This window comes from Corynebacterium sp. HMSC27B11 (assembly GCF_001815985.1).
Lineage (GTDB): Bacteria > Actinomycetota > Actinomycetes > Mycobacteriales > Mycobacteriaceae > Corynebacterium.
Genome location: NZ_KV823564.1, coordinates 41545 through 68304 on the forward strand (window position 1 = coordinate 41545; position 26760 = coordinate 68304).

Here is a 26760-nt window from a genome sequence, read left to right on the forward strand (position 1 = left end):
GAGAGTCGCCCAGAGCGCCTTAGGACAACCTAGAGGGTCGGGGTCTCGCCGCGACGCTCCTTGATCCGCTCCTTCTCGGCGGCGAGCACCTCACTCATGACCTGCTGGTCCGTGATGTCCATGGCCTCCGGGTTCTGCTGGGCGGCCACCGAGTCGCGGGCATAGGAATCAAAGAGCTCCCGCTTGGTTGCCAGCAGGAGATGCAGCCGCTCCTCCACGGAATCCGGGGTGAGCAGCCGGTGCACCTCTACCGGGTTGATCTGGCCCATGCGGTGGGCGCGCGCGATGGCCTGCGCCTCAACCGCCGGGTTGAGCTGGGGCTCGATGAGCACCACGTGGTTCGCCGCCTGGATATTCAGCCCTTCGCTGGCGGCATTGATCTGAGCGACGAGCACCGCGCCGGGTTCAGCTGCCGTGAAATCATCCACCGCTTGCTGGCGTTCCTGGTGGCTCACCCCACCCGCGATCGGGCCGAATGCCCGGTCGCCGAGGCTATTCATGAGGTGATCGAGCACGCCGCGGAAGTACGTGAACACGATCGTCTTATCATCATCCAGGCCGTCGGTGAGCAGCTCGGCGAAGCGCTCCATCTTCGCGGACCCCGGCCCGCTGAAGCTCTGCCGCATCTGCATGAAGTTGCCCGCCTCGACGGCCTCGTTGTACTTCTCACGGTCCGACTCGAAGGCCTCGATCCATTCCTCTGTTTCGGTCAGCGGGGGCAGCTCGGCGAGGACGTCGCTCTGGTTGCGGCGCAGGTAGCGGCGCGCGACGACGGTGCGGAACTCACGCGCGCTCCTGCGTGCCTTCTCGAGCTTGGGTTCGAGCTCTGGGTCGAGGTAGCCCAGCAGCGTTTCCATCTCCGACACCCGGTTTTCCAGCGGGGTGCCGGAAAGGTAGGTGACGACCTCCGTCCGTGCGGTGAGTTGCTGCACCCCCTGGGCTTGCTTGGATTTGGGGTTCTTTGCCCGGTGCGCTTCGTCGACGACGAGCGCGCCGAATTCCAGGTCACCGGTCATGACTGTGGAGTCTCCGCGAACCTCGGGGAAGCCCACGATGGCGACCCCGCCCCGGTTGCTGAAGGCCTCGTAGGCGGCGTCCTTGTACGGTCCGGCGATGATGTGGGGCTCAAGATCCGTGAACTTTTTGATCTCTCGCTCCCAGTTGATGCGCAGGCTGGGAGGGCAGACCACCAGAAAGTGCTTCTCGCCGCGGGCAGCGAGATGGGCGAACACAGCCAAAGCCTGCATGGTTTTTCCCAGGCCCATCTCATCGCCGATCAGGACCTTGCGCTGGGCAAGCGCGTACCTCGCCCCGAAGTCCTGGTAGCCGCGCAAGCTCGCGTGCAGCACGCCACGGAGGGTGATCTCCTCGATGGACTTGGCGATATCCTCCGGCACGGCGGTGGCGGACTTGTCGTCGCCGAAGGCATGGAACTCTGCCGCGCGGATGGCGTAAAGGTGCCACGCCTGCTCTGCGGACAGTGGGGCTCTACGGGTCGGGATTTTCGCCAGTTCCGGCTGTGTGATCAGCCGCGAACCATCGGCCGGGCGGGCCAGCGCGAATTCGCTGAAACCCTGCGCGTAGGCATCGAAGCCTTCCGGCAGCGCCAGGAATGGGCCTTCGAGCTGCGCTTCACGTTGCTGCTCGCGGAACTGGAGGAGATCAGCCAGCGCCCGGACGTAGGCGGTGGAGGGGCCCTTATCCCGGTAGTCGATGATCGCGGGCTGGTCCGCGCGCATCTCGGCGGCGTAGCGCTTCGCCGCGGCGATCGCCTGCCGAGCGGTCTGCTCGCCCACGCCGTCGTAGCGGGTGAGGTCGCTGACAGTGGCGGCCTCGATATCCAGCAGGTTCAGGTGATGCAGGGGGCCTAGGCGCAGGGAGGTCGACGGCGTGAGCTGGTCGAGGATCTGGATGTCGGTCTGCCTCAGCTCCGCGTCCGCCAGCGTGCTCTTCAGAGAACGCTGCTGGCTCTCGACCTCCGCCAGCAGGGACTTCTCGGTGGCGTCGACCTCGGCCAGCCGCGCGAGTGCTTGCCGGTGGACATCGAGCTCCGCGGGCTGGTGCCAGTGCACATCCCAGCCCGTGAGGCGCTCCAGCTCGGCGGTGATCGCCGGGCGCATCGCCGCCAGATCGATCCCCAGGAACTGGCCGCGGTCCGTGGAACCCAGGGCGGCGTCCACGCCAGTCAGCACCGAGTGCACCGTGGCGCCGTCGATGGCGGCGTACCTGCGGTAGGTGTCGATCTGGGCCTGTGGGCGGGACCGGAAGAGGCGGCGCAGGCCCCGGTACTCGGCGAGCTTCTTCAGCTCAGGACGCTGCGCTTCAAGCTCGTCGCGGCTCGGGATCGTGCCGACGGACTGCAGCGAGGAGTTGAGCTCGTTCCAGGGAATGCTCGGGGCTTGGCCTGGTGCGAGGGTTCGCAGGAAGGCGGCCGTGCTGAGATTCTGGCCAAAGCCGAAGAGGCGGGCGGAGTTCTCGGAACAAAGAGTGGGGGCGGGGCCGCCCTCGCGGAGCCGGTTGACCCGCTCGGTGGTGGCCTCCCAGTGGAAACGCACGTCGATGAGCCCGTCAATGAGCGAATCGATGCGTTGGACCGTGACTTCTTGGCCGCCGATATTCACGCCGATCATCCTAGCAACGCCCGTGTCGGAAGATCGCGCGAAATGAGGCGAGGGGAGCGGCAGCGGAGAGGAGGAAAAGACGGCGAAATGTAGCCTGCGTCACTATGCTGAAAAATATAACTATCTACCGACAAAACGGAGGTTTCACATGGTGCAGCGAGTAGGCATCGTCGGAGCAGGACTCATGGGAGCTGGAATCGCAGAGGTTGCTGCGAAGTCTGGCGCGGACGTCCTCGTCTGGGAGCTGAAGCAGGAGGCCGTCGACGCCGGCCAGGCGCGAATCGAGAAGTCCCTGGATAAGGCGGTGGAGCGCGGGAAGCTCTCCGCAGAGGACCGGGACGCGACCCTGTCCCGTCTGAGCTACACCACCAACCTGGAGGACTTCGCGGACCGCGAGATGGTCATGGAGGCCATCGTCGAGAACGAGAAGATCAAGAAGGACGTCTTCGCGCAGCTCGACGAGATCGTCGAAGACAAGACCGCGCCGCTGTGCTCCAACACCTCGTCGCTGCCGATCCAAACCATCGCCTCGGCGACGAAGAACCCGGAGCGCGTGCTCGGCCTGCACTTCTTCAACCCGGTTCCGGTTCTGCCTCTCGTGGAGGTCATCCCGGCGCTGACCACCTCTGAGGAAGCCGTGGAGAAGGCGCAGACCTTCGCGACCGAGAAGATGGGCAAGACCGCCATCCGTGCGAAGGACCGTTCCGGCTTCATCGTGAACTTCCTGCTGGTGCCGTACATGCTCTCCGCGATCCGCATGGTGGAGCAGGGCGTGGCCACCGCAGAAGACATCGACACCGGCATGAAGCTGGGCGCCGCGCACCCGATGGGCCCGCTGACCCTGGCTGACATGGTGGGTCTGGACACCTGCGCGTTCATCGCGGACGTGATGTTCGAGGAGTTCGGCGACCCGACCTACTCCTGCCCGCCGCTGCTGCGCCGCATGGTGCAGGCCGGCCACTTCGGCCGCAAGTCCGGCAAGGGCTTCTACGAGTACTAAAAACTATCTCCGCCGCCCGCGGTTTTTCTGTATCGTGGGAGGGGCAACGGAACATTCCAACTTCTAGGAGGAAGCACATGTCTATCGACGACATCAAGGGCAAGGCAAAGGAAGCTTTCGGCGACGCAACGGGCGACGAGTCCACCAAGGCTGAGGGCAAGATCGATCAGGCTAAGTCCGATCTGCAGGACAAGGCTAACGAGGTCAAGGACAAGGTTGCTGAGGCCTTCAACGACGCGACCGACAAGTAAAGAATTTTCCCTCGTTTAAGCCCCTGGGCATAAGCCCCGGCGCTTAGGCTGAAAATTTTTGAGGCTCCCAGCCGGTTTTCCGGTGGGAGCCTTTCTTGTTGCCACGTTGCCTGAGTTCCTCGGCCAGCCCGGGGGCTTAGCCCTCCGCGGGCTCCTCCTCCGGCTCGCCCTCCCAGAAACCGAAGCGCTTCAACCGCTCGCGGTCAGCAGCCGAGGTCGAGCCCGTGAGCTTCAGCAGTTCGGAGTAGATACCCCCGGAGGTCGCCAGCTCCGCGGGGGAGCCAACCTCGTCGACGCGGCCCTCGTCCAGGGTGACGATGGTGTCCACGTTTGCGATCGTCGACAGCCGGTGGGCAATCACGAGTGTGGTGCGCCCTTCCATCAGTTGTTCCAGGCCCGCCTGGACCACGCGCTCTGCCTTGGTATCCAGCGCGGAGGTGGCCTCATCCAATACCAGCACGGGGGCGTCCTTCAGCATCGCTCGGGCTACCGCGATGCGCTGCTTCTGGCCGCCGGACAGCCGCAGGCCCCGTTCTCCGATGACCGTGTCGTAGCCGTCGGTGAAGCCCACGATGAACTCGTGCGCATTCGCACGCTTGGCGGCATCCTCGATATCTGCCTGGCTGGCATACGGGGTGGCGTAGGCGATGTTCTCGCGGATCGTGCCGGAGAACAGCGCCGGCTCCTGGAAGACCACGCCCACCGAGGAACGTAGTTCCGCGCTGGTTAACGTCGAGACGTCCTCACCGCAGACGGTGAGCGTCCCAGCGGTGGGCTGGTACAGGCCCAGCAGGAGGTTCACCAGGGTGGATTTACCGCCGCCGGACTCGCCGACCAGCGCCACCGTCTGGCCCCGCTGCGCGCTGAAACTCACATCGTGAATGACGGGCTCGCCGGGCAGGTACTCGAAGTCCACGTCCCGGAACTCGAAGACCGGCCCCGACTGCGGGGCTGAAAGCTGCGGGACGAGAGCAGCGTTCACATCCTCCTGGTCGACGAGCATGCTGCCGCCTGGGCGAGAGGCTTGCTGCAAGGCGGGTGCTGTTGTTGGCTCCTCCAGCTCCTCCATCGCTTCGAAGTATTCGCGGGAACCGGCGGCGGCGCGCTGGGCGGTGTCCACCAGCCAGCTCATCATGCTGGCCGGCTGGCGGGCCATGACCACAAGCTGCAGGAGCAGGACCATGTCGCCGATGGTGAAGCGCCCGCTGATCGTCTGCCAGAACAGGGTGAGGTAGATGGCGAAGAAGATGATGTTCATCCCGCCCATGCGGAGGGTGTCCATCATGTGCCAGTAACGGGACTGCACGCGGGTGATCTGCACGGTCTCGTCGAAGTGCTTCTGGAAGATGCGCAGCTCGCGCAGCTCCGTGACGAAGGACTTGACTACCTTCACCTGGCCGATGACCTCGGCGAACCGGCCCTGGGCGGTGTCAATGTGCTCGTTTTTCTCCTTCTCCCAGACGATCCACTTTCGGCTCGTTAGCGCGGTGAGCCACAGGTACATCGGGAAGATCACGGCCAGCAGCAGGGCCAATGGCCAGTAGTAGATCGCGGTGATCACCAGGATCAGCGCGACCGTGAGCAGCATGGAGAAGAAGTCATTGGCGAAGGACTGCAGGAACTGGGTGAGCCCCAGGATCGAGCGGTCCAATCGCGAGATGATGGTGCCCGTGACCTGCTTGTCGTAGTAGCTCTGAGGCAGGCTGAGCAGTTTCGCAAAGTAGCGGTTGGAGAGGATCTGCCGCATCCGGGTGGCCATCACGTCACCGAACCAGCCGCCGATATTGCGAACCAGGTTACTGGCCAGCTCCACGCCGAGCAGGGCCACTGCCAGCCAGATCACGGTCTGCAGCGCGGCGTCGCGGGAGAGCTCGCCCTGCACCGAGGCCACGATCGTGTCGGTGGCGCTTTTCACCAGGAATGGTGCGGCCAGAGCCAGGCCGGCGGTGAGGATGCTCGAGATCATCACGATCACGTAGAAGGGCATGAGCTCCTTCGTGGACCGTAGAATCCTGCCGAAAGCGGCAATCATGTACTCGCGTGCTCCTTCGTTGGGCTTGAGGTCTAACAACCAAGAAGCCTAGTCAAGAGGGCAGACAAGTCTTAAGCGCTCTCTCCGAAGCCCGCCGCAGCGATCCGATCCAACGCTTGAGTGAGAATCTCCCGCGAGGTCGCGAAGTTGATCCGCAGGTGTCCGGCCCCACCGGCGCCGTAGATGGCTCCGGTGTTGAAGGCCACCTTCGCCCGCTGCAGGATCTGCTCTGCTGGGTCTGTTGGCCCCGCTGGGTCCGTCGACGTTTCACTGTCCGCGCCCGTGGTCGCACCCAGCCCCGGGACGTCGCGAGCATCCACCCACAGCAGGTAGGTCCCCTCCGGGCGATGGAATGTCGCGCCGGGCAGAACCTCGGGCAGGCGGCGTTCGAGCAGTTCGAGGTTGCCGCTAAGGTAGTCGATCTGTTCCTCCAGCCAGCCGGACTCGTCGCTGTAGGCGGCGGTCGCGGCGGCGATCCCGATGGTGGATGCCTCCCCGGTGCGCAGCTTGTGCACTCCGGCCATGATTTCGCGGTCGCGCGGGGAGCTCAGGATCATTTGGGCGCACCGGAGGCCGGCGGTATTCCACCCCTTCGACGTGGCGGTGACCGTGATGGTGTTCTCCGCCGCGATCTCGCTGATCGAGGCGGCCGGGGTGTGCTGGTGCCCCGGGTAGACGATGGGGGCGTGGATCTCGTCGGAGATGACCCGCACGTTGTACTTCGCCGCCAGCTCCACGACGTCGCGCAGTTCAGACTCGCTGAACACCCGGCCGAGCGGGTTATAGGGACTGCATAGGATCAGCGACCCGGCCGGCGCGGCTGTGCTTCCCTCTTCCGCCTGTCCGTTGTTTCCCGCTCCCTTATCGACGACGACGCGTCCGCGCGTGGTTGCGGTGCCGGCTGCGAAGACCTCCTCCAGGGCGGCGAGGTCGAAGCCTCCCTCCGGAGTCATGGGCACCTCGATCGAGGGGCGACCGGTGACGTCCGGGATTTCGAAGAAGGGGTTATAGGCGGGCACGGGCAGCACGATCGCGGATCCCGCGGGGGTGAGTTCCTCGACGGCGATTTTCACTCCTGTGACCACGTCGGGGACGGAGCGAACCCAGCCGGGGGAGAAGGTCCATCCGAAGCGGCGTTCGTAGAAGCCGGCGAGTGCTTCCCGCAGCTCCTCGTCGTCAGCGGAGTAGCCGAAGTATTCGCGGTCCACGCAGTCCTGGATGGCGCGGGCAACGGCCGGGCAGGTGTGAAAGTCGGACTCCGCGACCCACATGGGGATGACGTCATCGGGATAGCCGCGCCACTTCTTCGTACCGCGGCGTCGCAGTTCCGCCAGGGTGGGCAGTTCGAGTGTGCTGGAGTTGTGGCTAGTCATGGCCAACAGTGTACTCGCCCCGTCGGGGGTATAGACAACTCTGTCTATATGCTGGTTTTTAGCGTTTAGCTAGGATAAGTATCCATTGAACGCCAGAGCGATGGGTGTCTCGGATGCGGACCAGCCGGTCGCGACCCGGTGAATATCCCTCCCGTGACTGATGAAGGAAGATCAATATGAAGAATAAAACTCTGCGGATCGGCGCCGGCATCGTTGGTCTGACCCTGGCGGCAGGGCTCGTTGCGTGTTCGGAGGAGGACACCACCGCCCAGGGTGGGCGCACCATTGACAACTGCGGCACGGAGATCTCGATCGATGAGAAGCCGGAGCGCATCGTCACCCTGCGCCAGGCGACCACCGAAAATCTCTTCGAGCTGGGCCAGAAGGACAAGATGGTCGGCACCAGCTCGCTGCGAGACAAGGTTCAGCCGAAGTGGCAGGAGGCCTATGACAGCATTCCCGTGCTGAGCAAGACCGTCGCGACCGCGGAGCAGGTGCTCGAGGTGGACCCGGACTTCATCGTCGCCACCCAGCGCGGCAGCTTCGTTGAAAGCCTCACCGGGGCCCGCGAGTTCTGGGCAGAAAACGGTGTTCGCACCTTCGTCTCCAACACGGATTGCCCGGAGGACGGCACGACTGGCTTCGAGAATCTCCAGAAGGACTACGAGCAGCTGGGTGAAATTCTTGGCGCGGAGGAAGAAGCCAAGAAGCTCATCGACCAGACCCAGGAAGCCATCGATAAGGCGGACGTGAACTCCGGCAAGTCCCTCGCCTTCCTCTTCAACATCAACGATGCCGCCCCGTGGGTCGACGGCCGCTACGGCATCTCCAACGACATCGCGAAGCTCACCGGCTCGACCAACGTCTTCGAGGACCTCAAGGAAGCCCGCAACGAGGTCAGCTGGGAGGCCTTCGCCGAGAAAGACCCGGACTACATCGTCGTCGCCGACATCTCCGGCCGTGGACTACCGATGGACACCGCGCAGGAAAAGATCGACGAGCTCAAGCGCGAGCCCGCGACCAAGAACATGAAGGCGGTGCGCGAGAACAAGTTCATCGTCGTCCCGGGCGTTGGCCTGGACCCCTCCGTGCGTTCCCTCGAGCCGCTGGAGATCATCGCCAAGGAAGTATCCAAGGATGACTAGCGCCAAAGCCCCTAGCGCCAAGCCCCAGCGCCGAAGTTCCTAGCGCCCGCCACCGGCCCCACAGCCGTGTCCGGGCAGGTCGCTACACTGGAGCGCATGTTAGATTTCGACACGCCTTCCAGCCTTCCCTACGAGCTGCCGGACTTCGCCAAAGTCGAGGTCAACGAGCTCGTCCCGGCCTTCTTCACCGCGGTGGACGACCACGCCGCGGAGATCGCAGCCATCGCGGCGAACCCCGAGGAGCCGACCTGGGAGAACACCCTGGAGGCCCTCGAGGCCTCCGGTCGGATGCTCGACCGTGTGCTCGCGGTGATCTTCAACTACGCCGGCACAATGGCCACCCCGGAGATCCGCGACGTGGAGGAGGCGGTGTCCCCGCCACTGGCGAAGCACTTCTCCGAGCTCTACCTCAATGAGGCGCTGTGGGAGCGCATCAAGCGGGTCGACGAGAACACCCAGATCGAGGAGGGCAGCGAGGAGGCCGCGCTCATGGACCACTGGCGCCGCAAGTTCCGCCGGGGAGGGGCGGAGCTCGCCCCGGAGCAGCGGGATGAGCTCAAGCAGATCGACGAGCGCCTCGCCGAACTGTCCACCCGCTTCGGCCGCGTCCTGCAGGAGCAGACCGAGGCCTCCGCCGTGCTGATCACTGAGGAATCGGAGCTCGCTGGCCTCAGCTCGCCCACCCGCGAGGTCCTGGCCACCGACGCGAAGGAAGCCGGCAAGGAGGGCTGGCTCATCCGGCTCGGCCTGCCCAGCGTGCAGCCCATTCTGGAATCCCTCGAGAACCCGGAGGTCCGCCGCCGGGTTTACGAAGCCTCCCTGCAGCGTGCCGGAACGGCCAATGATGAGACCCTCAAGGAGATCGCCCGCCTGCGCGCCCGCCGCGCCAAGCTGCTGGGCTACGCCTCCCACGCTGACTTCGTGGCGGAGGAGGAAACCGCTGGCTCCGTCGAGGCCGTCAAGGGGCTGCTGAACCAGGTGATTCCCGCCGCGGTGAGCAATGCCCACGGCGAGTACAAGCGACTGCTGGACAAGCAGGCCGTCTCCGCTGGAGCTTCCGGTGAGGAAAACTCCGAGCTCACGGGTGCAGACTGGGCCTATTGGTCCGCCCAGCTGAAGCAGGAGGAACTCTCGGTCGACGAGGAGGAGCTGCGCAGCTACTTCCCGCTGGATCAGGTGCTCGTCGACGGTGCCTTCTACGCCGCCCAGCGCCTCTACGGCATCGAGGTTGTCCGCCGCGAGGATCTCGAGGGCTACCACCCGGAGGCCCTGGTCTGGGAGGTTCGCGAGGGCGCGGACAGCAGCTACCCGGGAGCGACCCCCGGTGAGGGCATCGGCCTGATTATCACGGACATGTACGCCCGCCCCACCAAGCGGGGAGGCGCGTGGATGAGCAGCTTCGTGGACCAGTCCGACCTGCTGGGAACCAAGCCGGTCGTCGTCAACGTCCTCAATGTCGCCAAGCCGGCCGAACTCGCGCCGGGCGAGCTGGGCCGGGCGCTGCTCAGCCTCGACGAGGTGGCCACCGTGTTCCACGAGTTCGGTCACGCCCTGCACGGGTTGCTCTCCGAGGTTCGCTACCCGAGCCTGTCCGGCACCTCTGTGCCGCGCGACTTCGTGGAGTTCCCCTCCCAGATCAACGAGAACTGGGCCCTGCAGCCGGAGATTCTGGCCAACTACGCCAAGCACGTGGATACCGGCGAGGTGCTGCCCGCCGAGCTGGTCGCCGCCGTCCAGAAGCAGGCGCAGTGGGGCGAGGGCTTTGCCACCACCGAGTACGTCGCCGCCTGCGTGGTGGACCTGGCCTGGCACCAGCTGACTGAGGACGAGGCCGCCCAGGTTACGGACATCGCCGCCTTCGAACGCCGCGCGCTCGAGGAGGCTGGCATCGATATCGCGGATAAGATCGCCCCGCGCTACCGTTCCGCCTACTTCAACCACATCTTCGCCGGTGGCTACTCGGCGGACTACTGGTCTTACCTCTGGGCGGAGGTGCTGGACGCCGATGGCTTCCAGGCTTTCGTTGACACCGGTGCCGCCCGGGAGGCTGCGTTGGATGCGGACGGGGAAGCGACGAGCAACGAGGCCGACGCCGAGGAGATCGATCTGGACGACGTCCGCTTCGCCGGGGAACGCTTCCGCCGCATGATCCTCTCGCGCGGTGCGACCATCGACTACGAGGATGCATTCTGGATGTTCCGTGGCCGCCAGCGCAGCGTCGAACCGCTGCTGCGCCGCCGCGGTCTGTCGGGTGCGGTTAACGGCTAAGCGCCCGCAACGAGTAGATTCTCGGTAGTGAGAACATGAATTGGCTGATCAACGCCTCGGTATGGATCCAGGCTCCGGTGGTTGTGGCATTCCTGCTTGCCTTCGCCGGGGGTGCCTCCTGGCTGCTCAACAAGGTGCTCTGGGGGATCATCCCACGCAGTGCCGAGGAGGCGGAGGTCCTGGGGCCGGAGAGCGTGAAGCTGCTGGCAGTACAGGTTGAAAAATCTGCGCCCCCGGGGCATGCCCAGCAATCCTCGGGTGTTCAGCTAGAGAGCGTCGCCAGCGCCGAGGATGGGCGTGGCGGTGAACAGGAGAGTGTTTAGGAAACCATGAAGCACCATTCGAAGGTTCGGCAGGCCCTTGCCCTGCTGCTCGTGCTCCTTCTCGTGGCGTGGCTCGTGACTAACGTCCTTTAGGGTCCTCGCCCTTCGGCGGTGGGGGAGGCCCGCAGGGATGCACGACTCGGGAAAATTGGCGTTTTAGTGATCTACACCACTTATGTGTGTTTTTATAGCTGTAGCGAAAACTATTCCTGAGCTACGGCCCACAAAGGAGAATGATGAGGACGGAATACACCTCAGAACCGCTGTATACCATCGGCGAGAACGAGACGATTCTCACCGCGCTGCGCGACCTGCAGAAGGAACATCCGAGCGCGGTCTCCTTCAGTCGCCCCAAGAATTTCGACTGGGAAGACGTCACCACCACCCAGTTCCTTGACGAGGTCTACGCCGTCGCCCGTGGCCTCATCGCCAACGGGGTGAAGGCCAAGGATCGCGTCGTCATCATGTCGGAAACCCGCTACGAGTGGTCGCTGCTCGACCTGGCGATCCAGGCGGCCGGCGCGATCTCCGTGCCGATTTACCCGTCCTCCTCGACCTCCCAGTGCGCCTGGATCGTGCAGGACTCCGGCGCCAGCTTCGCTGTCGGTGAGACCCAGGAGCACTGCGAGCGCCTCGAGAACTTCATCCCCGAGGACGGCACCCCCACCGAGAAGGAGCCGCTGACCCGCGTGCTGGGGATCAACCGCGGTGCCGTCGACATCCTCATCAACGATGGCCGTGACAAGAAGATCTCCCAGGACGAGGTCGAGGCCCGCATCGCTGATGTGCGGACCTCCGATGTCTGCTCGATCGTCTACACCTCCGGCACCACCGGTCGCCCGAAGGGCTGCATGGTGCTGCACTCCAACTGGCTCAGCGAGGCCCGAGGCCTGGGCACCCACCCGATCGGCCGTCTGGGCAGGCCGGGCAAGAGTGCGGTGACCTTCCTCCCGCTGGCCCACGTGCTCTCCCGCGCAGTGTCTTACCTGCTGCTCACCACCGGCTGCACCCAGACCCACTGGTCTGACTTCGGCACCCTGGTCACCGAGTTCCAGCGCTCCAACCCGAACATGATCCTGGGCGTGCCGCGCGTCTTCGAGAAGGTCCACGCGGGCGTGCGCGCTAAGGCCTCCGATGGCTCCAAGATCGGCGAGAAGCTCTTCGAGCGCGCCGAGAAGATCGCCGTGGAGTACTCCAAGGCGCTGGACACCCCGCAGGGCCCGAGCCTCGCACTGAAGACCAGCCACGCCATCTTCGACAAGCTGGTCTACTCCAAGGTCCGCGAGGCCACGGGTGGGGAGCTGGAGTACGCCATCTCGGGTGGCTCGGCACTCAACGCGGAGCTTATGCACTTCTTCCGCGGCGTCGGCGTGTACATCTACGAGGGCTACGGGCTGACCGAGTCCACCGCCGCCATCACCGTGAACTTCGAGCCGGATAACATCATCGGCACCGTGGGCCGCCCCGTCGGTGGTAACACCGTCCGCATCGCCGACGACGGCGAGATCCTGCTCAAGGGCGACGTCATCTTCGGCGGCTACTGGAACAACGAGGAGGCCACCAAGGAGGCCTTCGACGAGGACGGCTTCTACGCCACCGGCGACCTGGGTGCCCTGCTGCCGACCGGCCACCTGCGCATCACGGGCCGCAAGAAGGAAATCCTCGTCACCGCGGGCGGTAAGAACGTCTCCCCGGGCCCGCTGGAGGACATCCTGCGCTCCGCCCCGCTGATCTCCCAGGCCATGGTCGTTGGCGATGACCAGAAGTTCATCGGTGCACTGATCTCCCTGGATGAGGCTGCGGTGGAGAGCTGGAAGGCCCGAAACGGCATCTCCGCCAATACCTCGATCCGCGAGCTGGCGAAGAACCCGAACCTGCGCGGCGAGATCCAGGACGCGATCAACGAGGCGAACCAGTCGGTTTCGCACGCTGAGGGCATCAAGAAGTTCCGCATCGTTCACCGCGACTTCGAGGAGGATCGCGGCGAGGTGACCCCGTCGATGAAGCTCAAGCGCTTCATGGTGGAGAAGAACTTCGCCGACGACATCGCCTGGATCTACTCCGAGAAGTAGCTGCCCGGCCCCCAATTACCGCCCCACGGGGTGGCGGCGCCGGGGGCTCGAAAGCTCATATAAATCCCCGGACACGGCCAAGCCTCCCGGACGTACCCGCATCACTCACATAATGTGATGCGGGTACAGCCTTTTATGCGCCGCCCTACAGGGAACCGGAAGCTACAAGGCGAAGTGCCGGATGTCGTGGACGAAGCGAAAACAGGGAGGTCACGTGCACTACGATGCGTCGCTGCGCGTGCGCGACCTCACCCAGAACATCTACGACATCGGCGATGAAATCGCCGAGCACATCGAGCACATTTCCCAGGCCATTGCGGATTGGGACGGCGAGCTGGTCGAGGACTGCCTGCTCGAGTTCACCTCCGTCGTCCGCCAGGGGCGCAAGGAGGTCCGCCCGGGGCTCGCGGAGCTCAACGGCCTGCGTCAGGCCTTCGTCTCCGGCGTACGCAGCGGCGAAATGTCTAATACCTTCCAGCACCCCGGACGCACCCTGTCCTTCCTGCGCAAGGGTGCACCCACACCGCCGTCCCAGGGGAGCGGCGCTCAGAATGGGGAAACCTCCTCAACTCAGGACGCGGACGACGGAGCCCAGCCGCAGATGGCGACGACCGTCGGCTGGCGGCTGTGGCTGCGGGAGCGCAACGAGGAACTCATCGGTGAACTCGAGGAGCTCGCCGAGTGGGTCGTCCAGCAGACCGACCTGGCCGTCAACGCGCAAGCCGTACTGTTGCCGCAGGTCTTCAACGAGGCGGAGAAGCGTACTCGGGAGATCGTGGCGCATTGGCAGGAGGGCGTGGCCAAGCAACCCGCCGTGGCACAAGCCATGCGGGGGGAGGCCCCACCGCAGTTCCTCGCCGAGCGGGCCCGCATCGAGCAGCTCATCGCAAAGCTGACGAAGCGGCGCGGCCGGGTAGTGTAGCTGGGCATGACCAGCGGGCTGTATATTCACGTGCCGTTCTGCGCCTCGCGCTGCGGCTATTGCGACTTCAACACCTATACCCCCGCAGAGCTGGCCACCGATCCAGCCAGCATGGGTTCCGCGCAGGGGCGCACTCCGGCCGGCTACCTCGACGCGCTCGAGGTGGAACTCGAGCTGGCGGCAGCGGCCTGGGACCGGCGGGGACTCTACGAAGGGGATTCCGACCCCGGGGTAAGCACCGTCTTCTTCGGCGGCGGTACCCCCTCCATGCTGGGCGCTGAGGGGCTGGTGCGCGCCCTCAATGCGGTGCGCCGTACCGTCGGCCTGGCTCCGGGAGCGGAGGTCACCACGGAGGCCAACCCGGAGTCCACGAGCCCGGAATTCTTCTCCCAACTCCGCGAGGCTGGCTTCAACCGGATCTCCCTTGGTATGCAGTCGGCGGCTGGGCACGTGCTGAAGGTCCTGGAGCGCCAGCACACGCCCGGCCGTCCGGAGCAGGCGGTGGCGGAGGCCAAGGCCGCGGGCTTCGCGCACGTGAACCTGGATCTGATCTACGGCACACCCACCGAGCGCGACGAGGACCTGGCCCGCAGCGTGGACGCTGTCATCGAGGCGGATGTGGACCACGTCTCCGCCTACTCTCTCATCGTCGAGGACGGCACCGCGATGGCCCGCAAGGTCCGCCGCGGGGAGCTGCCCGCTCCGGACGAGGACGTCTACGCCGACCGCTACCGCATGATAGATGAACGCCTCGTCGAAGCTGGTTTCCAGTGGTACGAGGTTTCCAACTGGGCAAAGCCGGGCGGGGAGTGCGAGCACAACCTCATTTACTGGCGAGATGGCCAGTGGTGGGGCGCGGGCCCGGGAGCTCACGGATGCGTGCGACTGCATGAGGACGTGGCGGCGCAGTACCTGCCTGCCGAGGCTGCGGAGCGCGTGGGAGCGGAAGACTTCTCTGGCATCACCCGCCTGGTCAACGTCAAGTACCCCGCCCGCTACTGGGAGGCCCTCATGGAGCGCCACGCCCTGCCCGCGGTGACCTTCGAGCCGCTGAGCCGAGCCGACCTGGCCACCGAGCACCTGATGCTGGGGCTACGACTGCGAGAGGGAGTCGCGCTCGCCGGGCTGGCGGGAGCCGAGGCGGAAATCGAGCGTTACCAGAGCATGGGGCTGCTCGCGGTTGACGCGAACGCGCAGCGTCTGCGGGTCACGGAGCAGGGCCGCTACCTGGTCGACGGCATCGTCACCGATCTGCTGCTCGCCATGGAGTGATCATGGAGTGAATCCAGCCTTTCGCCTAGGCTGGGGGAGAAACAGAATAGATGGTGGTGAGCTTTTTCCGTGACTAATCGCGTGCCGAAGAACCGCGCGTCGCTGTCGACCCAGCAACGCCGCAGCGAGGTGCTGCGCGCCATCGTGTCGGACTACATCTCCCTGCAGGAGCCGGTGGGTTCCAAGATGCTCCTCGACCGGCACCAGCTGGGGGTGTCCTCCGCGACGATCCGCAACGACATGGCCGCCCTCGAGAAGGATGGCTACATCACCCAGCAGCACACCAGCTCCGGGCGCATCCCCACCGCGAAGGGGTACCGCCACTTTGTGGACGGCATCCACGCCGTCAAGCCGATGAGCATGCCGGAGCGGCGGGCGATCCTGGACTTCCTGGAGCACGGGGTGGACCTGGAGGACGTCCTGCGCCGCAGCGTTCAGCTGCTCGCCCAACTGACCCGTCAGGTGGCGGTCGTCCAACTGCCGGACATGCGCATCGGCCGGGTGAAGCACTGCGAGCTCGTGCACCTGACCACCCACCGTCTGCTCGTCGTCCTCATCACGGACACCGGGCGGGTCGACCAGCGCAACGTCGACCTCGCCGAACCGCTCGCCGAGTCTGACCTGCCGCGCGTCCGCGACCTGGTCAACCACAGCGTCGTCGGGCTCACCCTGGAGGAGGCCTGCGCGAAGATCGCCTCCCTGGCCCAGGAAGCCAGGTCGAAGACGGTACCCGCGGAGCTACGGCCGGCTCTCATCGCGGTGGCGACCGTGCTGATGGAGACCATGGTGGAGCGACCCAATGATCGGCTCATTCTCGCCGGTACCCCGAATATCGCCCGGGTGGGGGAATTAACCCCGGTGCTCGAAGCGTTGGAAGAACAGGTCGTCGTTCTCAAACTCCTCTCTGGGGTCCGCGACATGGGTATCCAGGTCAGCATCGGCGAGGAAAACGAGGACGAAGAGCTGCGCAGCGCCTCGGTGATCTCCACCGGTTACGGCGCAGAAAACGCGGTCATGGGCGGGCTCGGTGTGCTGGGCCCAACCCACTTGGACTACCCCGGCACGATGTCTAAGGTGACCGCAGTGGCGCACTATGTATCCCGGATTCTGGCCGGGGAGTAGACTGCAAGTTTGGTTTCGATAGCGAGCAAAGGGGATAAAACTCACCGTGGCCCGTGACTATTACGGCATTCTTGGCGTGGACCATAACGCCACCGATTCGGAGATCAAGAAGGCTTATCGCAAGGTCGCCCGCAAGTACCACCCGGACGTCAACCCGTCCGAGGACGCGGCGGAGAAGTTCCGGGAGGCAACCCTTGCCCAAGAGGTTCTCCTTGACCCGCAGAAGCGCCAGATTGTGGACGCCGGTGGCGACCCAGAGGAGCCGGGCTTCGGCCAGCCGGGCGGCGGCGGTGGATTCGGCACCGGCGGACTGGGCGATATCTTCGACGCCTTCTTCGGCGGTGGCGGCGGGGGAGCGGGCCAGCGCGTCCCCCGTGTGCGCCGCGGCAACGATGCGCTGCTGCGCATCTCGCTGAGCCTGGAGGAGATCTACTCCGGCATCAAGCACGAGGTCACCGTGGACACCGCGGTGCTGTGCGAGCCTTGCGAGGGGACGGGGTCGCAGTCCAAGTCTGAGCCGGTAGGCTGCCCCACCTGTCACGGGCAGGGCCAGGTCATGGAGGTTCAGAACTCCATCCTGGGCCGCGTGCAGGTCGCCCGCCCGTGCCACCGCTGCGGCGGCACCGGCGAGATTATTGAGGATCCGTGCGAGAACTGCCAGGGCGATGGCCGGGTGCGCGCTCGCCGGGACATCGCGGTGAATATCCCGGCCGGTATTTCCGACGGCATGCGCATCCGCATGACCGGTGAGGGCGAGGTCGGCCCGGGCGGCGGCCCGGCCGGTGACCTCTACATCGAGGTCCAGGCCGAGGAGCACCCGATGTTCATCCGTGAGGGCGATAACCTGCACGTCACCATCTCCGTCCCGGCGGTGGACGCCGCTTTGGGGACGAAGACCTCCCTGGAGTTGCTGGATGGCAGCAGCGAGTCGGTGGAGATCCCGGCAGGAACCCAGCCGGACGAGCAGATCCGCCTGTCTGGTCAGGGCATGCCGCACCTGCGCCGCGAGGGCCACGGCAACCTGATCGTCCACGTGGACGTCACCGTGCCGACCAACCTGAGCCACAAGCAGCGCGAGCTGCTGGAGCAGCTGCGTGAGCACTCCAAGGAAGACGTGGCAGTGAATACGAAGGGTGGCCAGCACAGCGGCCTGTTCTCCCGGCTGCGCAAGCACTTCTCCCGCGCCTAAGAAGGCGCAGGGAGGCCGCTAAGGCCGGCCTGGCCAAACACCCGTGCCTCGGCTCAGCCAGCCGAGGCACCAGCAGAAGAAGCGGAAAGAATCTAGTGACAGAATCGGTGTTCATCCAGCCCCTGCCCGAGGGGATTGCGGTCGGTGATTCCGTCCAGCTCACCGGGGCGGAGGCTCGCCACAGCCAGGTCAAGCGCATCGCCGACGGGGAGGCGGTCATCGTCAGCGACGGGGCCGCCACCGCCGTGCGCGGTGCGTTCTCCGCCGCCGGGATTCAGGTCACCGAGCTGCTGGAGCTACCACAGCCCACACCTCGGGTGACGATCGTCCAGGCGCTTCCGAAGTCCGACCGCTCCGAGCTAGCGGTGGACCTGATGGTTCAGGCCGGGGCGGATCGCATCATCCCGTGGGCGGCCAGCCGCTGCATCGCCCGCTGGGACAAGAAGGAAGATAAGGCTCTGGCCCGCTGGGAGAAAACCGCGTTCGCGGCCACCAAGCAGTCCCGCCGGCTCGTCCTTCCCGAGATCACCGGTCTGTTGCGCAACCTCACTGACCTGCCAGAGCTGGTGCCGGGGCTCGCCGGGCCACAACCAACCGCACGGCTCGGGATGCTTCACGAGGACGCCCGCGGCGACTTCCGCTCCTTCGTTGAGAGCGCGGCTGGGGTCGAGGACATCGTGCTGGTCATCGGCCCAGAGGGCGGCATCGCTCCGGACGAGCTAGCGACTCTCGAGGAGCTCGGCGGCCACGCGGTTGTCCTTGGCCCCGAGGTGCTGCGCACGGCCACCGCCGGCGCGGTGGCGCTGGGAGCGATTGGCGCCCTCACGGACCGTTGGGGCGCGGTAGGATAAGGCCCATATGGTTCCTCATAATGTCCGCACCCACGGAGCCCACGCAGCGCAGTCACCACGCCCGCGAGTCGCCAGCTCCACCCTCGAACTTCCTCCAGAAGCCGTGCTGGCCATCTCCGGTCCAGCAGATGAAAATCTCAGGATCGTCGAAGACGTCGTCGATGCAGACATCCTGACCCGCGGCAACCACCTGGTCTTACGCGGCGAAGCCAGCGAGGTGAGCCGCACCCGCAAGATCCTGATGGAGATGGCCGCCATCGCCGACCACGGCCAGACGGTCACCCCGGACGTCACCCGCCGCATCATCGACATGCTCGACGAGCAGGGCGCAGTACTGAACTACAAGGCCGCCCCCATCGTCAGCTACCGCGGCAAGGCGGTGCGCCCCAAGACCCTCGGCCAGGAAGAATACGTCGAGGCGATCGACAACTACTCGGTCGTCTTCGGGCTCGGCCCCGCAGGCACGGGCAAGACCTACCTGGCGATGGCCAAGGCTGTGCAGGCGCTGCAGGCCAAGGAGGTCACCCGGATCATCCTCACCCGCCCGGCCGTGGAGGCGGGGGAGAACCTCGGCTTCCTGCCCGGCACCCTGGGCGACAAGATCGACCCCTACCTGCGCCCCCTCCACGATGCGCTGCGGGAGATGGTGGACCCGGAGATCATCCCGCGGCTGATGGAGTCCGGCGTCATCGAGGTCGCCCCGCTGGCCTATATGCGCGGCCGCACGCTGAACAACAGCTTCGTCATCCTGGACGAGGCACAGAACACCACGCCCGCGCAGATGAAGATGTTCCTCACCCGACTGGGGTTCGGCTCGAAGATGGTCATCACCGGCGACCTGACCCAGGTGGACCTGCCGAAGAAGCAGCGCAGCGGCCTGGCCGCCAGCCAGGAGATCCTGGATGGGGTGGACGGCATCCGGTTCGCCGAGCTCAGCAGCAACGACGTCGTCCGGCACCGCCTGGTCACCCGCATCGTGGACGCCTATGAGCGCTTCGAGGCCGAAGAGGAGCTCGCCCGCTTGGACCGTGAAGAAGAACAGGAATGGAGAACCCGCTAGTGAGCATCGAGGTTTTTAACGAATCCGGCTGGGGCGAGATCAACGAGGAAGAGCTGATCGACGTCGCCCGCTACACGCTGTGGACCATGGACGTCCACTCCAGCGCGGAGCTGTCCATCCACATCGTGGACGAGGAGACCATCGCCGACCTCCACCTGCGCTGGCTGAACCTGCCGGGTCCGACGGACGTGATGAGCTTCCCGATGGATGAGCTGACCCCGGGCTGGGGCCGCAAGGACGGCCCGCCGACCTCCCCGGCGATGCTGGGCGACATCATGCTCTGCCCGAGTTTCGCGAAGGGGCAGGCCGAGCGCGCCGGCCACTCCCTGGCCCACGAGCTGGACTTGCTGACCGTGCACGGCGTGCTGCACCTGCTGGGCTTCGACCACGTGACCCCGGAGGAGGAGCAGCAGATGTTCTCCATCCAGAACGAGGTCCTGGCGAATTGGTACGACTCCCAGGAGGAGCGCGGCGTGAAGTTCGGCCCGAAGCCAAGCGGTGCTGCAGCCTTCCCGAGCGCGGCCGACCGCGACGACACCGGCTCCGGCAGCTCCTTCAGCACAGGACCAGAAACCGAGCCGAAGTAAATGGACTCCTGGATAATAGCTGGCACTATTGGCCTGATCCTCGCGCTCGCGGTCGGCGCGATGTTCTCCCTTGCTGAGACAGCACTATCCTCGCTCTCTCCGGCGCGGGTCGAATCGCTGGTGAAGGACGAGCGCCCGGGGGCTCGCCGCTTGGCGAAGGTCATGGCCCGCCGCGCGGAGCACATCAACCTGCTCGTCCTGCTGCGCACCCTGTGCGAGGTCACGGGCACGGCGCTGATGGCCGCGGTGTTCGTCGAGGCTTTCGGCCTACACGTTTGGTCTCTGCTTGCCGCGATCCTGCTGACGGCGCTCATCAACTTCGTCGTCATCGGCGTGCTGTCTCGTACTTTGGGACGTCAAAACCCCTACTCCATCTCCCTGGCGGCGGCCCCGCTCCTGCTAGGGGTGAACCGGGTCTTCGGTTTTCTCGCCCGCGGGTTGGTGCGCGCCGGTTCGGTGCTCTCCCCGGGCCGTGGCTTTAGGGACGGCCCGTTCGCCTCGGAGATTGAGTTGCGAGAGATGGTGGACATCGCGACGGAGCGCGGGATCGTGGAGACCGACGAGCGTCGGATGATCCAGTCTGTCTTCGATCTGACGAATACGACTGCGCGCGCGGTGATGGTGCCGCGCCCAGAGATGGTGTGGATCGAGGACACCAAGTCCGCCGGGCAGGCGACGAGCCTGTGCGTGCGCTCGGGGCTGTCCCGGCTTCCGGTGATCGGCGAGGACGTCGACGACATCGTCGGCATTGTCTACTTGAAGGACCTGGTCGCGCAGACGTACCACGACCAGGACGCCGGCCGTCACACCCCGGTGACCGAGGTGATGCGCAAGCCGAATTTCGTCCCCGATTCCCGGATGCTCACCGACCTGCTCGAGGACATGCAGCGGGACCAGGTGCACCTGACGATGCTGGTTGACGAGTACGGCGCGGTCGCGGGCCTGATCTCCATCGAGGACATCCTGGAGGAGATCGTCGGCGAGATCTCCGACGAGTACGACGCCGACGAGGACCTGCCGATCGAGGACCTGGGCGATGGCCGCTACCGGGTCAGCTCCCGGCTTTCCCTGGGGGAGCTGGAGGAGCTTTTCCGCGAGCAGCGCTACGAGGGCGGACACCACGGGGAGCCGAGGAACCCCTCCCGTGGCGAGCCTGGAAACGGGGAGGCAGACCACGAGGAACGCGGCGGAGAAGGCTCCTGGGAGGACCGCAGCTGGATTCCGGAGCGGGCCACGGAGATCGAATTCAGCGAGGAGCAGCACGACCAGGCCGACACCGTGGCTGGGCTGGGCGCCCTGGAGCTGGGCAAGGTGCCGATGCCGGGGGCGGAGATCACCACCGCCGGGCTGCACCTGGTCTTCGAGGGCGGTCATAACAAGAGGGGGCGCTACATCGTGAAGTCCGCGGTCGTCAGCCGGGTGGACCCGGGGGAGGAACAGCCCGATGCGGATAGCGCCGAGGCGGTGGGCCCGTCCGGTTCCGGCGAGGCTGCCCCGCGACGCGATGATTCCGCCCCGCGGCCTGCAGTAGGGCAGAATGGGGAGGGTGACTAGCGAGATGAACTTCCCCGATGAGTCGATGCTCCCCGCCGATGCCGCTGCCAACCCAACAGCAGGCAGCCCCGCTGCCGACGGTGCGGGTGCTGGGCTCGGCTTCGACACGCCCGAGGGCTTCCGCTCCGGCTTCGTGAGCTTCGTGGGCCGGCCGAATACCGGTAAATCCACGCTGACGAATGCCCTGGTTGGGGAGAAGATCGCCATCACGGCCGATCAGCCGGAAACCACCCGCCACCCGATCCGTGGGCTCGTGCATCGCCCGAAGACCCAGATCGTCGTCGTGGACACCCCGGGCCTGCACCGGCCGCGCACACTGCTGGGCGAGCGGCTCAACGACGTGGTCAAGGAAACCTACGTGGACATGGACCTGATCTGTGTGTGCGTGCCAGCCGATGAGAAGATCGGCCCCGGCGACCGCTGGATCGTGGAGAACGTCCGCCAGGTCGCGCCGAAGGTGCCGCTGATGGGCATCGTCACCAAGACCGACAAGGTCTCGAAGGACCGGGTTGGCCAGCAGCTGCTCGGCCTGCACGCCATGCTCACCGAAGCACTCGACGGCGCCGAGGTGGACGTCGTCCCGCTGTCCGCCCAGGACGGATTCCAGCTGGACACCTTGGTGGACGTCATCGCTGAGAAGCTGCCCGAGGGGCCGAAGTTCTACCCGGATGACCACGTCACCGACGATGACACCGAGACCCGCATCGCCGAACTGATCCGCGAGGCCGCGCTGGAAGGCCTGGAGCACGAGCTGCCGCACTCGGTGGCCGTGAAGGTCGATGAGATCCTGCCGTCCCCGACCAGGGAGGGCGTGCTGAACGTGCACGCGGTGATCTACGTGGAGCGGGAGGGCCAGAAGGCCATCCTGCGGGGCCGCAACAACCGCCGCCTGTCGCGGATCGTGCACAACTCTCGCCTCCAGATCATCGAGATGCTGGGGCAGAACATCTACCTGGACGTCCGCCTGAAGGTGGCAAAGAACTGGCAATCCGACCCGAAGGCATTGGAGCGCATGGGCTTCTAAAACCACGCCCGGCCCGGCCACTGGGCGCGTCGTGACACACCGGCGCGATCGCGCATCCAAGGAGTACACATGGATAACCCCGAGAAACAACCTTCCGACTTCTCGCCCCGCACCCCGGGCGAGCTGACACCTGAGCAGGCCCGTCAGGCCAATGAGACCTTCCTGCAGGGCCAGGGCATGGACCACAGCACCGGGGACCACAGCGTCGAGGATCACGGCACTGGGGCCCGTGGCGTTGGGGCACACGCTGGCGTGGACGTTGCCCCGCGCGCGCCATTCGCAGCGGGGTCTGCGGGCTACCCGGCAGATCAGGACCCGCAGGGCGGCAGCTTCCTCGGCGCGCTTTTCGACTTCAGCTTCCGCCGCTACGTCACCCCGAGCGTGGCCCAGGTGCTGTACATGGTGCTCTTCGTGGTCATTGGCGTGGCCGCCGGCCTGGCGCTGCTGGGCGCGGTGAGCGTGTTCTTCTCCGGCCAGCCGCTGGGCTTCAGCCTGCTGGTCTTCGTCCTGGCTGTCCCGCCGATCGTGCTGATCACGGTGGCAGTGCTGGCGCTGTCCCGCGTCTACCTGGAGGTCGCGGTCTCCCTGATCCGCACTTCCCAGTCGGTGCAGGCCATCGACGCGCGCCAGGAGCAGCGCCTGCGCGCCATGGAGCAGGGCCAGGCGCAGAACCACAGCGCAGCCCAGCAGCGTGAGACCTCCGCGCAGCAGAACTACCCGCCGCACCTGCCGAACACGGGCCAGAGCCATGGCGAGCAGAACTAGCCAGACCGCGAAGCCGGGAGGCTTCCTCCGCACGCTGACGGATTTCGGCTTTGACCGCATCCTTTCCCCCGGCTTCATCCGGGTGCTCTACATCCTGGGCATCGTGATCATTCTGGTGAACGCAGTGGTCATGACCTTCGGTTCGATGATCGGGCTGAGTGGGGTGGGCATCTCCATCAACGGCTTCGATGGTTCCGAGTTCTTCACCAGCTCTCCGGAGATCAGCTTCGAGCCGAACGTGGCCAATGCTCTGGTTTCCGGCGTGCTCTACGCTGTCCTCGCCTTCATCGAGATCGCCCTGCTGCGCGTCGGTTTGGAGATGGTCGCCGCCATCGCCGCGACGGCCACGGCCTGGCAGCGGATCCGTCGCCGCTCCGACGCGCACCCCGAGCTCATCGTCTAAGTAGCTGCCTCACGCGGTAGCCTGTCAGCCATGTCATCTTTCTCGCCTCGCCCGAACTTCCGGGACGAGGCTTTCGTCTTGCGCAGCTACAAGCTGGGGGAGGCCGACCTCATCCTCGTGCTGCTGACCCGCAGTCACGGGGTGGTGCGCGCGGTCGCCAAGGGCATCCGCAAGACGAAGTCCCGCTTCGGGGCCCGCCTCGATCGTTTCTCGAAGGTCAACGTGCAGGTCTACCGGGGCCGTAGCCTGGGAAAGATCACGGACGCCGCCTCCCTGGCTAGTTACGCCGGCCCTATCGTCGCGGACGTGGACAAATACTTCGCCGGGGCCGCGATGCTGGAGCTCGCCCAGATCCTCTCCACCGCGGAAGGGTCCTCCGAAGCCGTCTTTTCTAGCTTGGACGCAGGCCTCGCCCTCCTTGCCGGAACTGACCCAGCCACCCCAGAGCTGCCCCCAGTGAGCGTGGCCGATCGCTTCGTCCTCCACGGGCTCGCAGAAGCTGGCTGGATGCCTAGCCTCGTGGACTGCGCCCAATGCAGCCGTCCTGGGCCACACCGGGCCTTCCATCCGCGCGCCGGGGGCAGCGTGTGCGTGCTCTGCCGCCCACCGGGTTCGGCCACCCCTCCCCCCGAGGCGGTGCGCCTGCTGTGGCTGCTGGCTCACGATCGGCTGGCAGTGGCCGCCCAGGTCGCGGCCAATCCCGGCAATGTGCGGGTAGCCCACGAACTGCTGCTGGCACACGTCCGCCAGCAGCTAGAGGTCGCCTGCCCGGCCTACGCGGCCCTGTGAACCGATCGGAACCGGCCGGGAAGAATCATCCGCCAGCCGGTGGCGTCGTCCCCACAACAACGGGGTGACCGCGGGAGGGGATAACGGATCCGCGAGGTGGGGCTGGCACAATGGCTGTTGTGAAGAACGAAACCGCAACCCGAGAACAGATCGCCAGCCTGCCTACTGGACTTGTGCCGCGGCACATCGCGCTGGTCATGGACGGCAACGGTCGCTGGGCGCAGGAGCGCGGCCTGGCACGGACCGAGGGGCACAAGCGCGGGGAGTCGGTGCTGATCAGTCTGGTGGAGGAGTGCCTGGAGCTGGGTGTCGAGGCGCTCTCCGCCTATGCCTTCTCCACGGAGAACTGGCGGCGCTCGGCCGAGGAGGTGCGCTTCCTCATGGGCTTCAACAGGGATGTGCTGCGCAAGCAGCGCGATTACCTGGACTCCCTCGGGGTGCGGATCCGCTGGGTGGGCCGCCGCCCGCGCCTGTGGCGCTCGGTGATTAGCGAGCTGGAGCGCGCGGAGGAGCAGACGAAGCACAACACCCGGATGACGCTGTACATGTGCATCAACTACGGCGGCCGCGCGGAGATCGCGGATGCGGCGAAGGCCCTGGTGGCGGAGGCGAATCGCGGGCAGATCAAGCCCCGGGATGTCTCGGAGAAGGACTTCGCCCGCTACCTCGACGAGCCCGACATGCCGGACGTGGACCTGTTCCTGCGCCCGTCGGGGGAGCAGCGGACCAGCAACTTTTTGATCTGGCAGTCGGCTTATGCCGAGATGGTCTACCAGCAGGTGCTGTTCCCGGACTACACCCCGGCTCACCTGCGCGGGGCGATCTGGGAGTTCGCTTCGCGGGATCGCCGTTTCGGCGGCGTGAAGTAGGATTGCTCTCTGGTTTTCTTTTCTGCTTCTCTGATTTTTTTAGGACGTCGCCGCCGCGGCGTGAGGAAGGCGTGATGGTTCGTGGTTGATCAGCCGGATCAGCGGCCCAACGAGCAGCCTGCCGGGCTGCCGGCTGAGCAACCAGTGGAGCAGCCGACCAAGAAGCAGATCGCCACGTGGCGGCGCTATCTCGCCGACGAGCGGGCGGAGGGGGCCGTGTACCGCGAGCTGGCGCGCAAGAAGACGGGGGAGGATCGCGAGATCCTGCTCGGCCTGGCTGAGGCGGAGGCCCGGCACGAGGCCTATTGGCGTGCCCGGCTGGGCGAGTACGTTGGCCTGCCGCAGAAGGCCAGTTTCAGCACCCGGATGCACGCCTTCTTGGCGGAGCGCTTCGGTTCGGTCTTCGTGCTTGCGCTGCTGCAGTCGGCTGAGGAACGCCGCAGCGGGGTGGCGGATATCGACGCGGCGGATTCCATCCTCGCGGACGAGGCCATTCACGCCGAGGTTGTCCGCGGTCTGGCGGCGCGTGGCCGGGCACGGATGTCGGGGGACTTCCGGGCAGCGATCTTCGGGGCCAACGACGGGCTAGTGTCGAACCTCGCGCTGGTGCTCGGCATGGTGGGCACCGGCGCTCCCTCCAACGTGGTGTTGGTGACCGGCATTGCCGGGCTGCTTGCCGGTGCGCTGTCCATGGCGGCCGGCGAATACGTTTCGGTGTCTAGCCAGCAGGAGCTGCTCGCCGCCAACGCTCCGGCGGAAGACACGGCGGGGGCGGTGCCCAAGCTGGACGTGCGGGAAAATGAGCTGGAGCTGGTCTACCGCGCCCGTGGCATGGCGCCAGAGGAGGCCCGGGCGAAGGCGCAGCGGGTCTTCGAGGAGATTCTTTCCTCCCCGGCCGTGGACGTGGGATTGAACCACGAGGATCCGGCTCACGAGTCCCCTCGTCACGGGGATTCGGCGGAGGCAGACAAGGGGGACGAGGAGTCCACGGGCTCTCCGGTCTCCGCCGCGGTGTCGAGCTTCTTGCTGTTCTCCCTGGGCGCGATCGTGCCGGTGCTGCCGTACCTCTTTGGTGCGGAGGGGTTGAGCGCGGCGGTGATCGCCTGCGTGCTGGTGGGCCTGGCGCTGCTGCTGACCGGCGGGATCGTGGGCCTGCTCTCGGGTGCTTCCCCGGCTAAGCGCGCGTTCCGCCAGCTGGCTATCGGTGCGGGGGCTGCTGCGGTGACCTACGGGCTGGGTTCCCTCTTCGACGTCAGCGTCTAAAACTT

The 26760-nt window shown here is 65.9% G+C and carries 23 protein-coding genes; 20 read left to right on the forward strand and 3 right to left on the reverse strand.

The genetic code is table 11. The annotated features are described in order from the left end of the window. Window positions 1-29 precede the first annotated feature (29 nt). Window positions 30-2621 carry a DEAD/DEAH box helicase gene (locus tag HMPREF3097_RS06510; protein WP_070761599.1) on the reverse strand — a complete coding sequence of 864 codons (2592 nt, stop codon included), beginning with the start codon at window positions 2619-2621 and terminating at the stop codon, window positions 30-32. 148 nt (window positions 2622-2769) lie between these two features. On the opposite strand from HMPREF3097_RS06510, the gene HMPREF3097_RS06515 reads away from it, so the two are divergent. Beyond that, complete coding sequence (locus tag HMPREF3097_RS06515) at window positions 2770-3621, forward strand: 3-hydroxybutyryl-CoA dehydrogenase (protein ID WP_070757628.1); 852 nt, start codon at window positions 2770-2772, stop codon at window positions 3619-3621. 77 nt (window positions 3622-3698) lie between these two features. Continuing rightward, window positions 3699-3872, forward strand: coding sequence for a CsbD family protein (locus HMPREF3097_RS09545; RefSeq protein ID WP_083317970.1), 174 nt, complete (start codon window positions 3699-3701; stop codon window positions 3870-3872). A 136-nt stretch (window positions 3873-4008) separates the two neighbouring features. Here HMPREF3097_RS09545 and HMPREF3097_RS06520 read toward each other — a convergent pair whose 3' ends face one another. Both HMPREF3097_RS06520 and HMPREF3097_RS06525 read right to left on the reverse strand, forming a co-directional pair. Continuing rightward, window positions 4009-5904 (reverse strand): ABC transporter ATP-binding protein, encoded by a 1896-nt coding sequence (locus HMPREF3097_RS06520; protein ID WP_070761600.1) that lies wholly within the window; start codon window positions 5902-5904, stop codon window positions 4009-4011. 71 nt (window positions 5905-5975) lie between these two features. Then, window positions 5976-7277: a MalY/PatB family protein gene (locus HMPREF3097_RS06525; RefSeq protein WP_070761601.1), complete on the reverse strand. Its 1302-nt coding sequence runs from the start codon at window positions 7275-7277 to the stop codon at window positions 5976-5978. A 176-nt stretch (window positions 7278-7453) separates the two neighbouring features. On the opposite strand from HMPREF3097_RS06525, the gene HMPREF3097_RS06530 reads away from it, so the two are divergent. From HMPREF3097_RS06530 to HMPREF3097_RS06615, 18 genes are all read left to right on the forward strand, one after another. Further along, window positions 7454-8422, forward strand: a complete 969-nt coding sequence (locus HMPREF3097_RS06530; RefSeq protein ID WP_246821310.1) for an ABC transporter substrate-binding protein — start codon at window positions 7454-7456, stop codon at window positions 8420-8422. 96 nt (window positions 8423-8518) lie between these two features. Next, window positions 8519-10690 carry a M3 family metallopeptidase gene (locus HMPREF3097_RS06535; protein WP_070761602.1) on the forward strand — a complete coding sequence of 724 codons (2172 nt, stop codon included), beginning with the start codon at window positions 8519-8521 and terminating at the stop codon, window positions 10688-10690. 35 nt (window positions 10691-10725) lie between these two features. Then, window positions 10726-11013: a hypothetical protein gene (locus tag HMPREF3097_RS06540; protein WP_070761603.1), complete on the forward strand. Its 288-nt coding sequence runs from the start codon at window positions 10726-10728 to the stop codon at window positions 11011-11013. Between the two features lie 236 nt (window positions 11014-11249). Then, entirely contained in the window at window positions 11250-13085 is a 1836-nt protein-coding gene (locus tag HMPREF3097_RS06545; protein WP_070761604.1) for an AMP-dependent synthetase/ligase, read from the forward strand. 214 nt (window positions 13086-13299) lie between these two features. Further along, a complete protein-coding gene (locus HMPREF3097_RS06550; protein ID WP_070761605.1) occupies window positions 13300-14007 on the forward strand; it encodes a hypothetical protein in 708 nt (235 codons plus the stop codon). 6 nt (window positions 14008-14013) lie between these two features. Continuing rightward, window positions 14014-15279 carry a radical SAM family heme chaperone HemW gene (hemW, locus tag HMPREF3097_RS06555; protein WP_070761606.1) on the forward strand — a complete coding sequence of 422 codons (1266 nt, stop codon included), beginning with the start codon at window positions 14014-14016 and terminating at the stop codon, window positions 15277-15279. A 69-nt stretch (window positions 15280-15348) separates the two neighbouring features. Next, complete coding sequence (hrcA, locus tag HMPREF3097_RS06560) at window positions 15349-16401, forward strand: heat-inducible transcriptional repressor HrcA (RefSeq protein ID WP_246821311.1); 1053 nt, start codon at window positions 15349-15351, stop codon at window positions 16399-16401. A gap of 46 nt (window positions 16402-16447) precedes the next feature. Continuing rightward, window positions 16448-17590, forward strand: coding sequence for a molecular chaperone DnaJ (dnaJ, locus tag HMPREF3097_RS06565; RefSeq protein ID WP_070761608.1), 1143 nt, complete (start codon window positions 16448-16450; stop codon window positions 17588-17590). Between the two features lie 95 nt (window positions 17591-17685). Continuing rightward, window positions 17686-18441: a 16S rRNA (uracil(1498)-N(3))-methyltransferase gene (locus tag HMPREF3097_RS06570; protein WP_070761609.1), complete on the forward strand. Its 756-nt coding sequence runs from the start codon at window positions 17686-17688 to the stop codon at window positions 18439-18441. A gap of 7 nt (window positions 18442-18448) precedes the next feature. Beyond that, window positions 18449-19501, forward strand: coding sequence for a PhoH family protein (locus HMPREF3097_RS06575; RefSeq protein WP_070761610.1), 1053 nt, complete (start codon window positions 18449-18451; stop codon window positions 19499-19501). Then, window positions 19501-20088, forward strand: coding sequence for an rRNA maturation RNase YbeY (gene ybeY / locus HMPREF3097_RS06580; protein WP_210398558.1), 588 nt, complete (start codon window positions 19501-19503; stop codon window positions 20086-20088). Before HMPREF3097_RS06575 ends, ybeY begins: the two co-directional genes overlap by 1 nt. Continuing rightward, window positions 20089-21642, forward strand: coding sequence for a hemolysin family protein (locus HMPREF3097_RS06585; RefSeq protein WP_070761611.1), 1554 nt, complete (start codon window positions 20089-20091; stop codon window positions 21640-21642). It abuts the gene before it with no gap. After that, entirely contained in the window at window positions 21626-22666 is a 1041-nt protein-coding gene (gene era / locus HMPREF3097_RS06590; RefSeq protein ID WP_070761612.1) for a GTPase Era, read from the forward strand. The genes HMPREF3097_RS06585 and era overlap by 17 nt, the downstream gene beginning before the upstream one ends. Before the next feature lie 69 nt (window positions 22667-22735). Then, window positions 22736-23431, forward strand: a complete 696-nt coding sequence (locus HMPREF3097_RS06595; protein WP_246821312.1) for a DUF4282 domain-containing protein — start codon at window positions 22736-22738, stop codon at window positions 23429-23431. Next, window positions 23415-23834: a DUF4282 domain-containing protein gene (locus HMPREF3097_RS06600; protein ID WP_070761613.1), complete on the forward strand. Its 420-nt coding sequence runs from the start codon at window positions 23415-23417 to the stop codon at window positions 23832-23834. The genes HMPREF3097_RS06595 and HMPREF3097_RS06600 overlap by 17 nt, the downstream gene beginning before the upstream one ends. A gap of 30 nt (window positions 23835-23864) precedes the next feature. After that, window positions 23865-24623, forward strand: a complete 759-nt coding sequence (gene recO, locus HMPREF3097_RS06605) for a DNA repair protein RecO (RefSeq protein WP_070761614.1) — start codon at window positions 23865-23867, stop codon at window positions 24621-24623. A gap of 110 nt (window positions 24624-24733) precedes the next feature. Beyond that, window positions 24734-25492 carry an isoprenyl transferase gene (locus HMPREF3097_RS06610; RefSeq protein WP_070761615.1) on the forward strand — a complete coding sequence of 253 codons (759 nt, stop codon included), beginning with the start codon at window positions 24734-24736 and terminating at the stop codon, window positions 25490-25492. 81 nt (window positions 25493-25573) lie between these two features. Further along, window positions 25574-26755, forward strand: coding sequence for a VIT1/CCC1 transporter family protein (locus HMPREF3097_RS06615; protein ID WP_070761616.1), 1182 nt, complete (start codon window positions 25574-25576; stop codon window positions 26753-26755). The last annotated feature ends 5 nt before the right edge of the window (window positions 26756-26760 follow it).

What these genes read in the sequence shown, in the direction of transcription:
- HMPREF3097_RS06515 (WP_070757628.1), top strand. Translation starts at nt 2,770, where the DNA reads ATGGTGCAGCGAGTAGGCATCGTCGGAGCAGGACTCATGGGAGCTGGA.
- HMPREF3097_RS09545 (WP_083317970.1), top strand. Translation starts at nt 3,699, where the DNA reads ATGTCTATCGACGACATCAAGGGCAAGGCAAAGGAAGCTTTCGGCGAC.
- HMPREF3097_RS06520 (WP_070761600.1), bottom strand. Translation starts at nt 5,904, where the DNA reads ATGATTGCCGCTTTCGGCAGGATTCTACGGTCCACGAAGGAGCTCATG.
- HMPREF3097_RS06525 (WP_070761601.1), bottom strand. Translation starts at nt 7,277, where the DNA reads ATGACTAGCCACAACTCCAGCACACTCGAACTGCCCACCCTGGCGGAA.
- HMPREF3097_RS06530 (WP_246821310.1), top strand. Translation starts at nt 7,454, where the DNA reads ATGAAGAATAAAACTCTGCGGATCGGCGCCGGCATCGTTGGTCTGACC.
- HMPREF3097_RS06535 (WP_070761602.1), top strand. Translation starts at nt 8,519, where the DNA reads ATGTTAGATTTCGACACGCCTTCCAGCCTTCCCTACGAGCTGCCGGAC.
- HMPREF3097_RS06540 (WP_070761603.1), top strand. Translation starts at nt 10,726, where the DNA reads ATGAATTGGCTGATCAACGCCTCGGTATGGATCCAGGCTCCGGTGGTT.
- HMPREF3097_RS06545 (WP_070761604.1), top strand. Translation starts at nt 11,250, where the DNA reads ATGAGGACGGAATACACCTCAGAACCGCTGTATACCATCGGCGAGAAC.
- hemW (WP_070761606.1), top strand. Translation starts at nt 14,014, where the DNA reads ATGACCAGCGGGCTGTATATTCACGTGCCGTTCTGCGCCTCGCGCTGC.
- HMPREF3097_RS06575 (WP_070761610.1), top strand. Translation starts at nt 18,449, where the DNA reads ATGGTTCCTCATAATGTCCGCACCCACGGAGCCCACGCAGCGCAGTCA.
- HMPREF3097_RS06585 (WP_070761611.1), top strand. Translation starts at nt 20,089, where the DNA reads ATGGACTCCTGGATAATAGCTGGCACTATTGGCCTGATCCTCGCGCTC.
- era (WP_070761612.1), top strand. Translation starts at nt 21,626, where the DNA reads ATGGGGAGGGTGACTAGCGAGATGAACTTCCCCGATGAGTCGATGCTC.
- HMPREF3097_RS06595 (WP_246821312.1), top strand. Translation starts at nt 22,736, where the DNA reads ATGGATAACCCCGAGAAACAACCTTCCGACTTCTCGCCCCGCACCCCG.
- HMPREF3097_RS06600 (WP_070761613.1), top strand. Translation starts at nt 23,415, where the DNA reads ATGGCGAGCAGAACTAGCCAGACCGCGAAGCCGGGAGGCTTCCTCCGC.
- recO (WP_070761614.1), top strand. Translation starts at nt 23,865, where the DNA reads ATGTCATCTTTCTCGCCTCGCCCGAACTTCCGGGACGAGGCTTTCGTC.
- HMPREF3097_RS06610 (WP_070761615.1), top strand. Translation starts at nt 24,734, where the DNA reads ATGGCTGTTGTGAAGAACGAAACCGCAACCCGAGAACAGATCGCCAGC.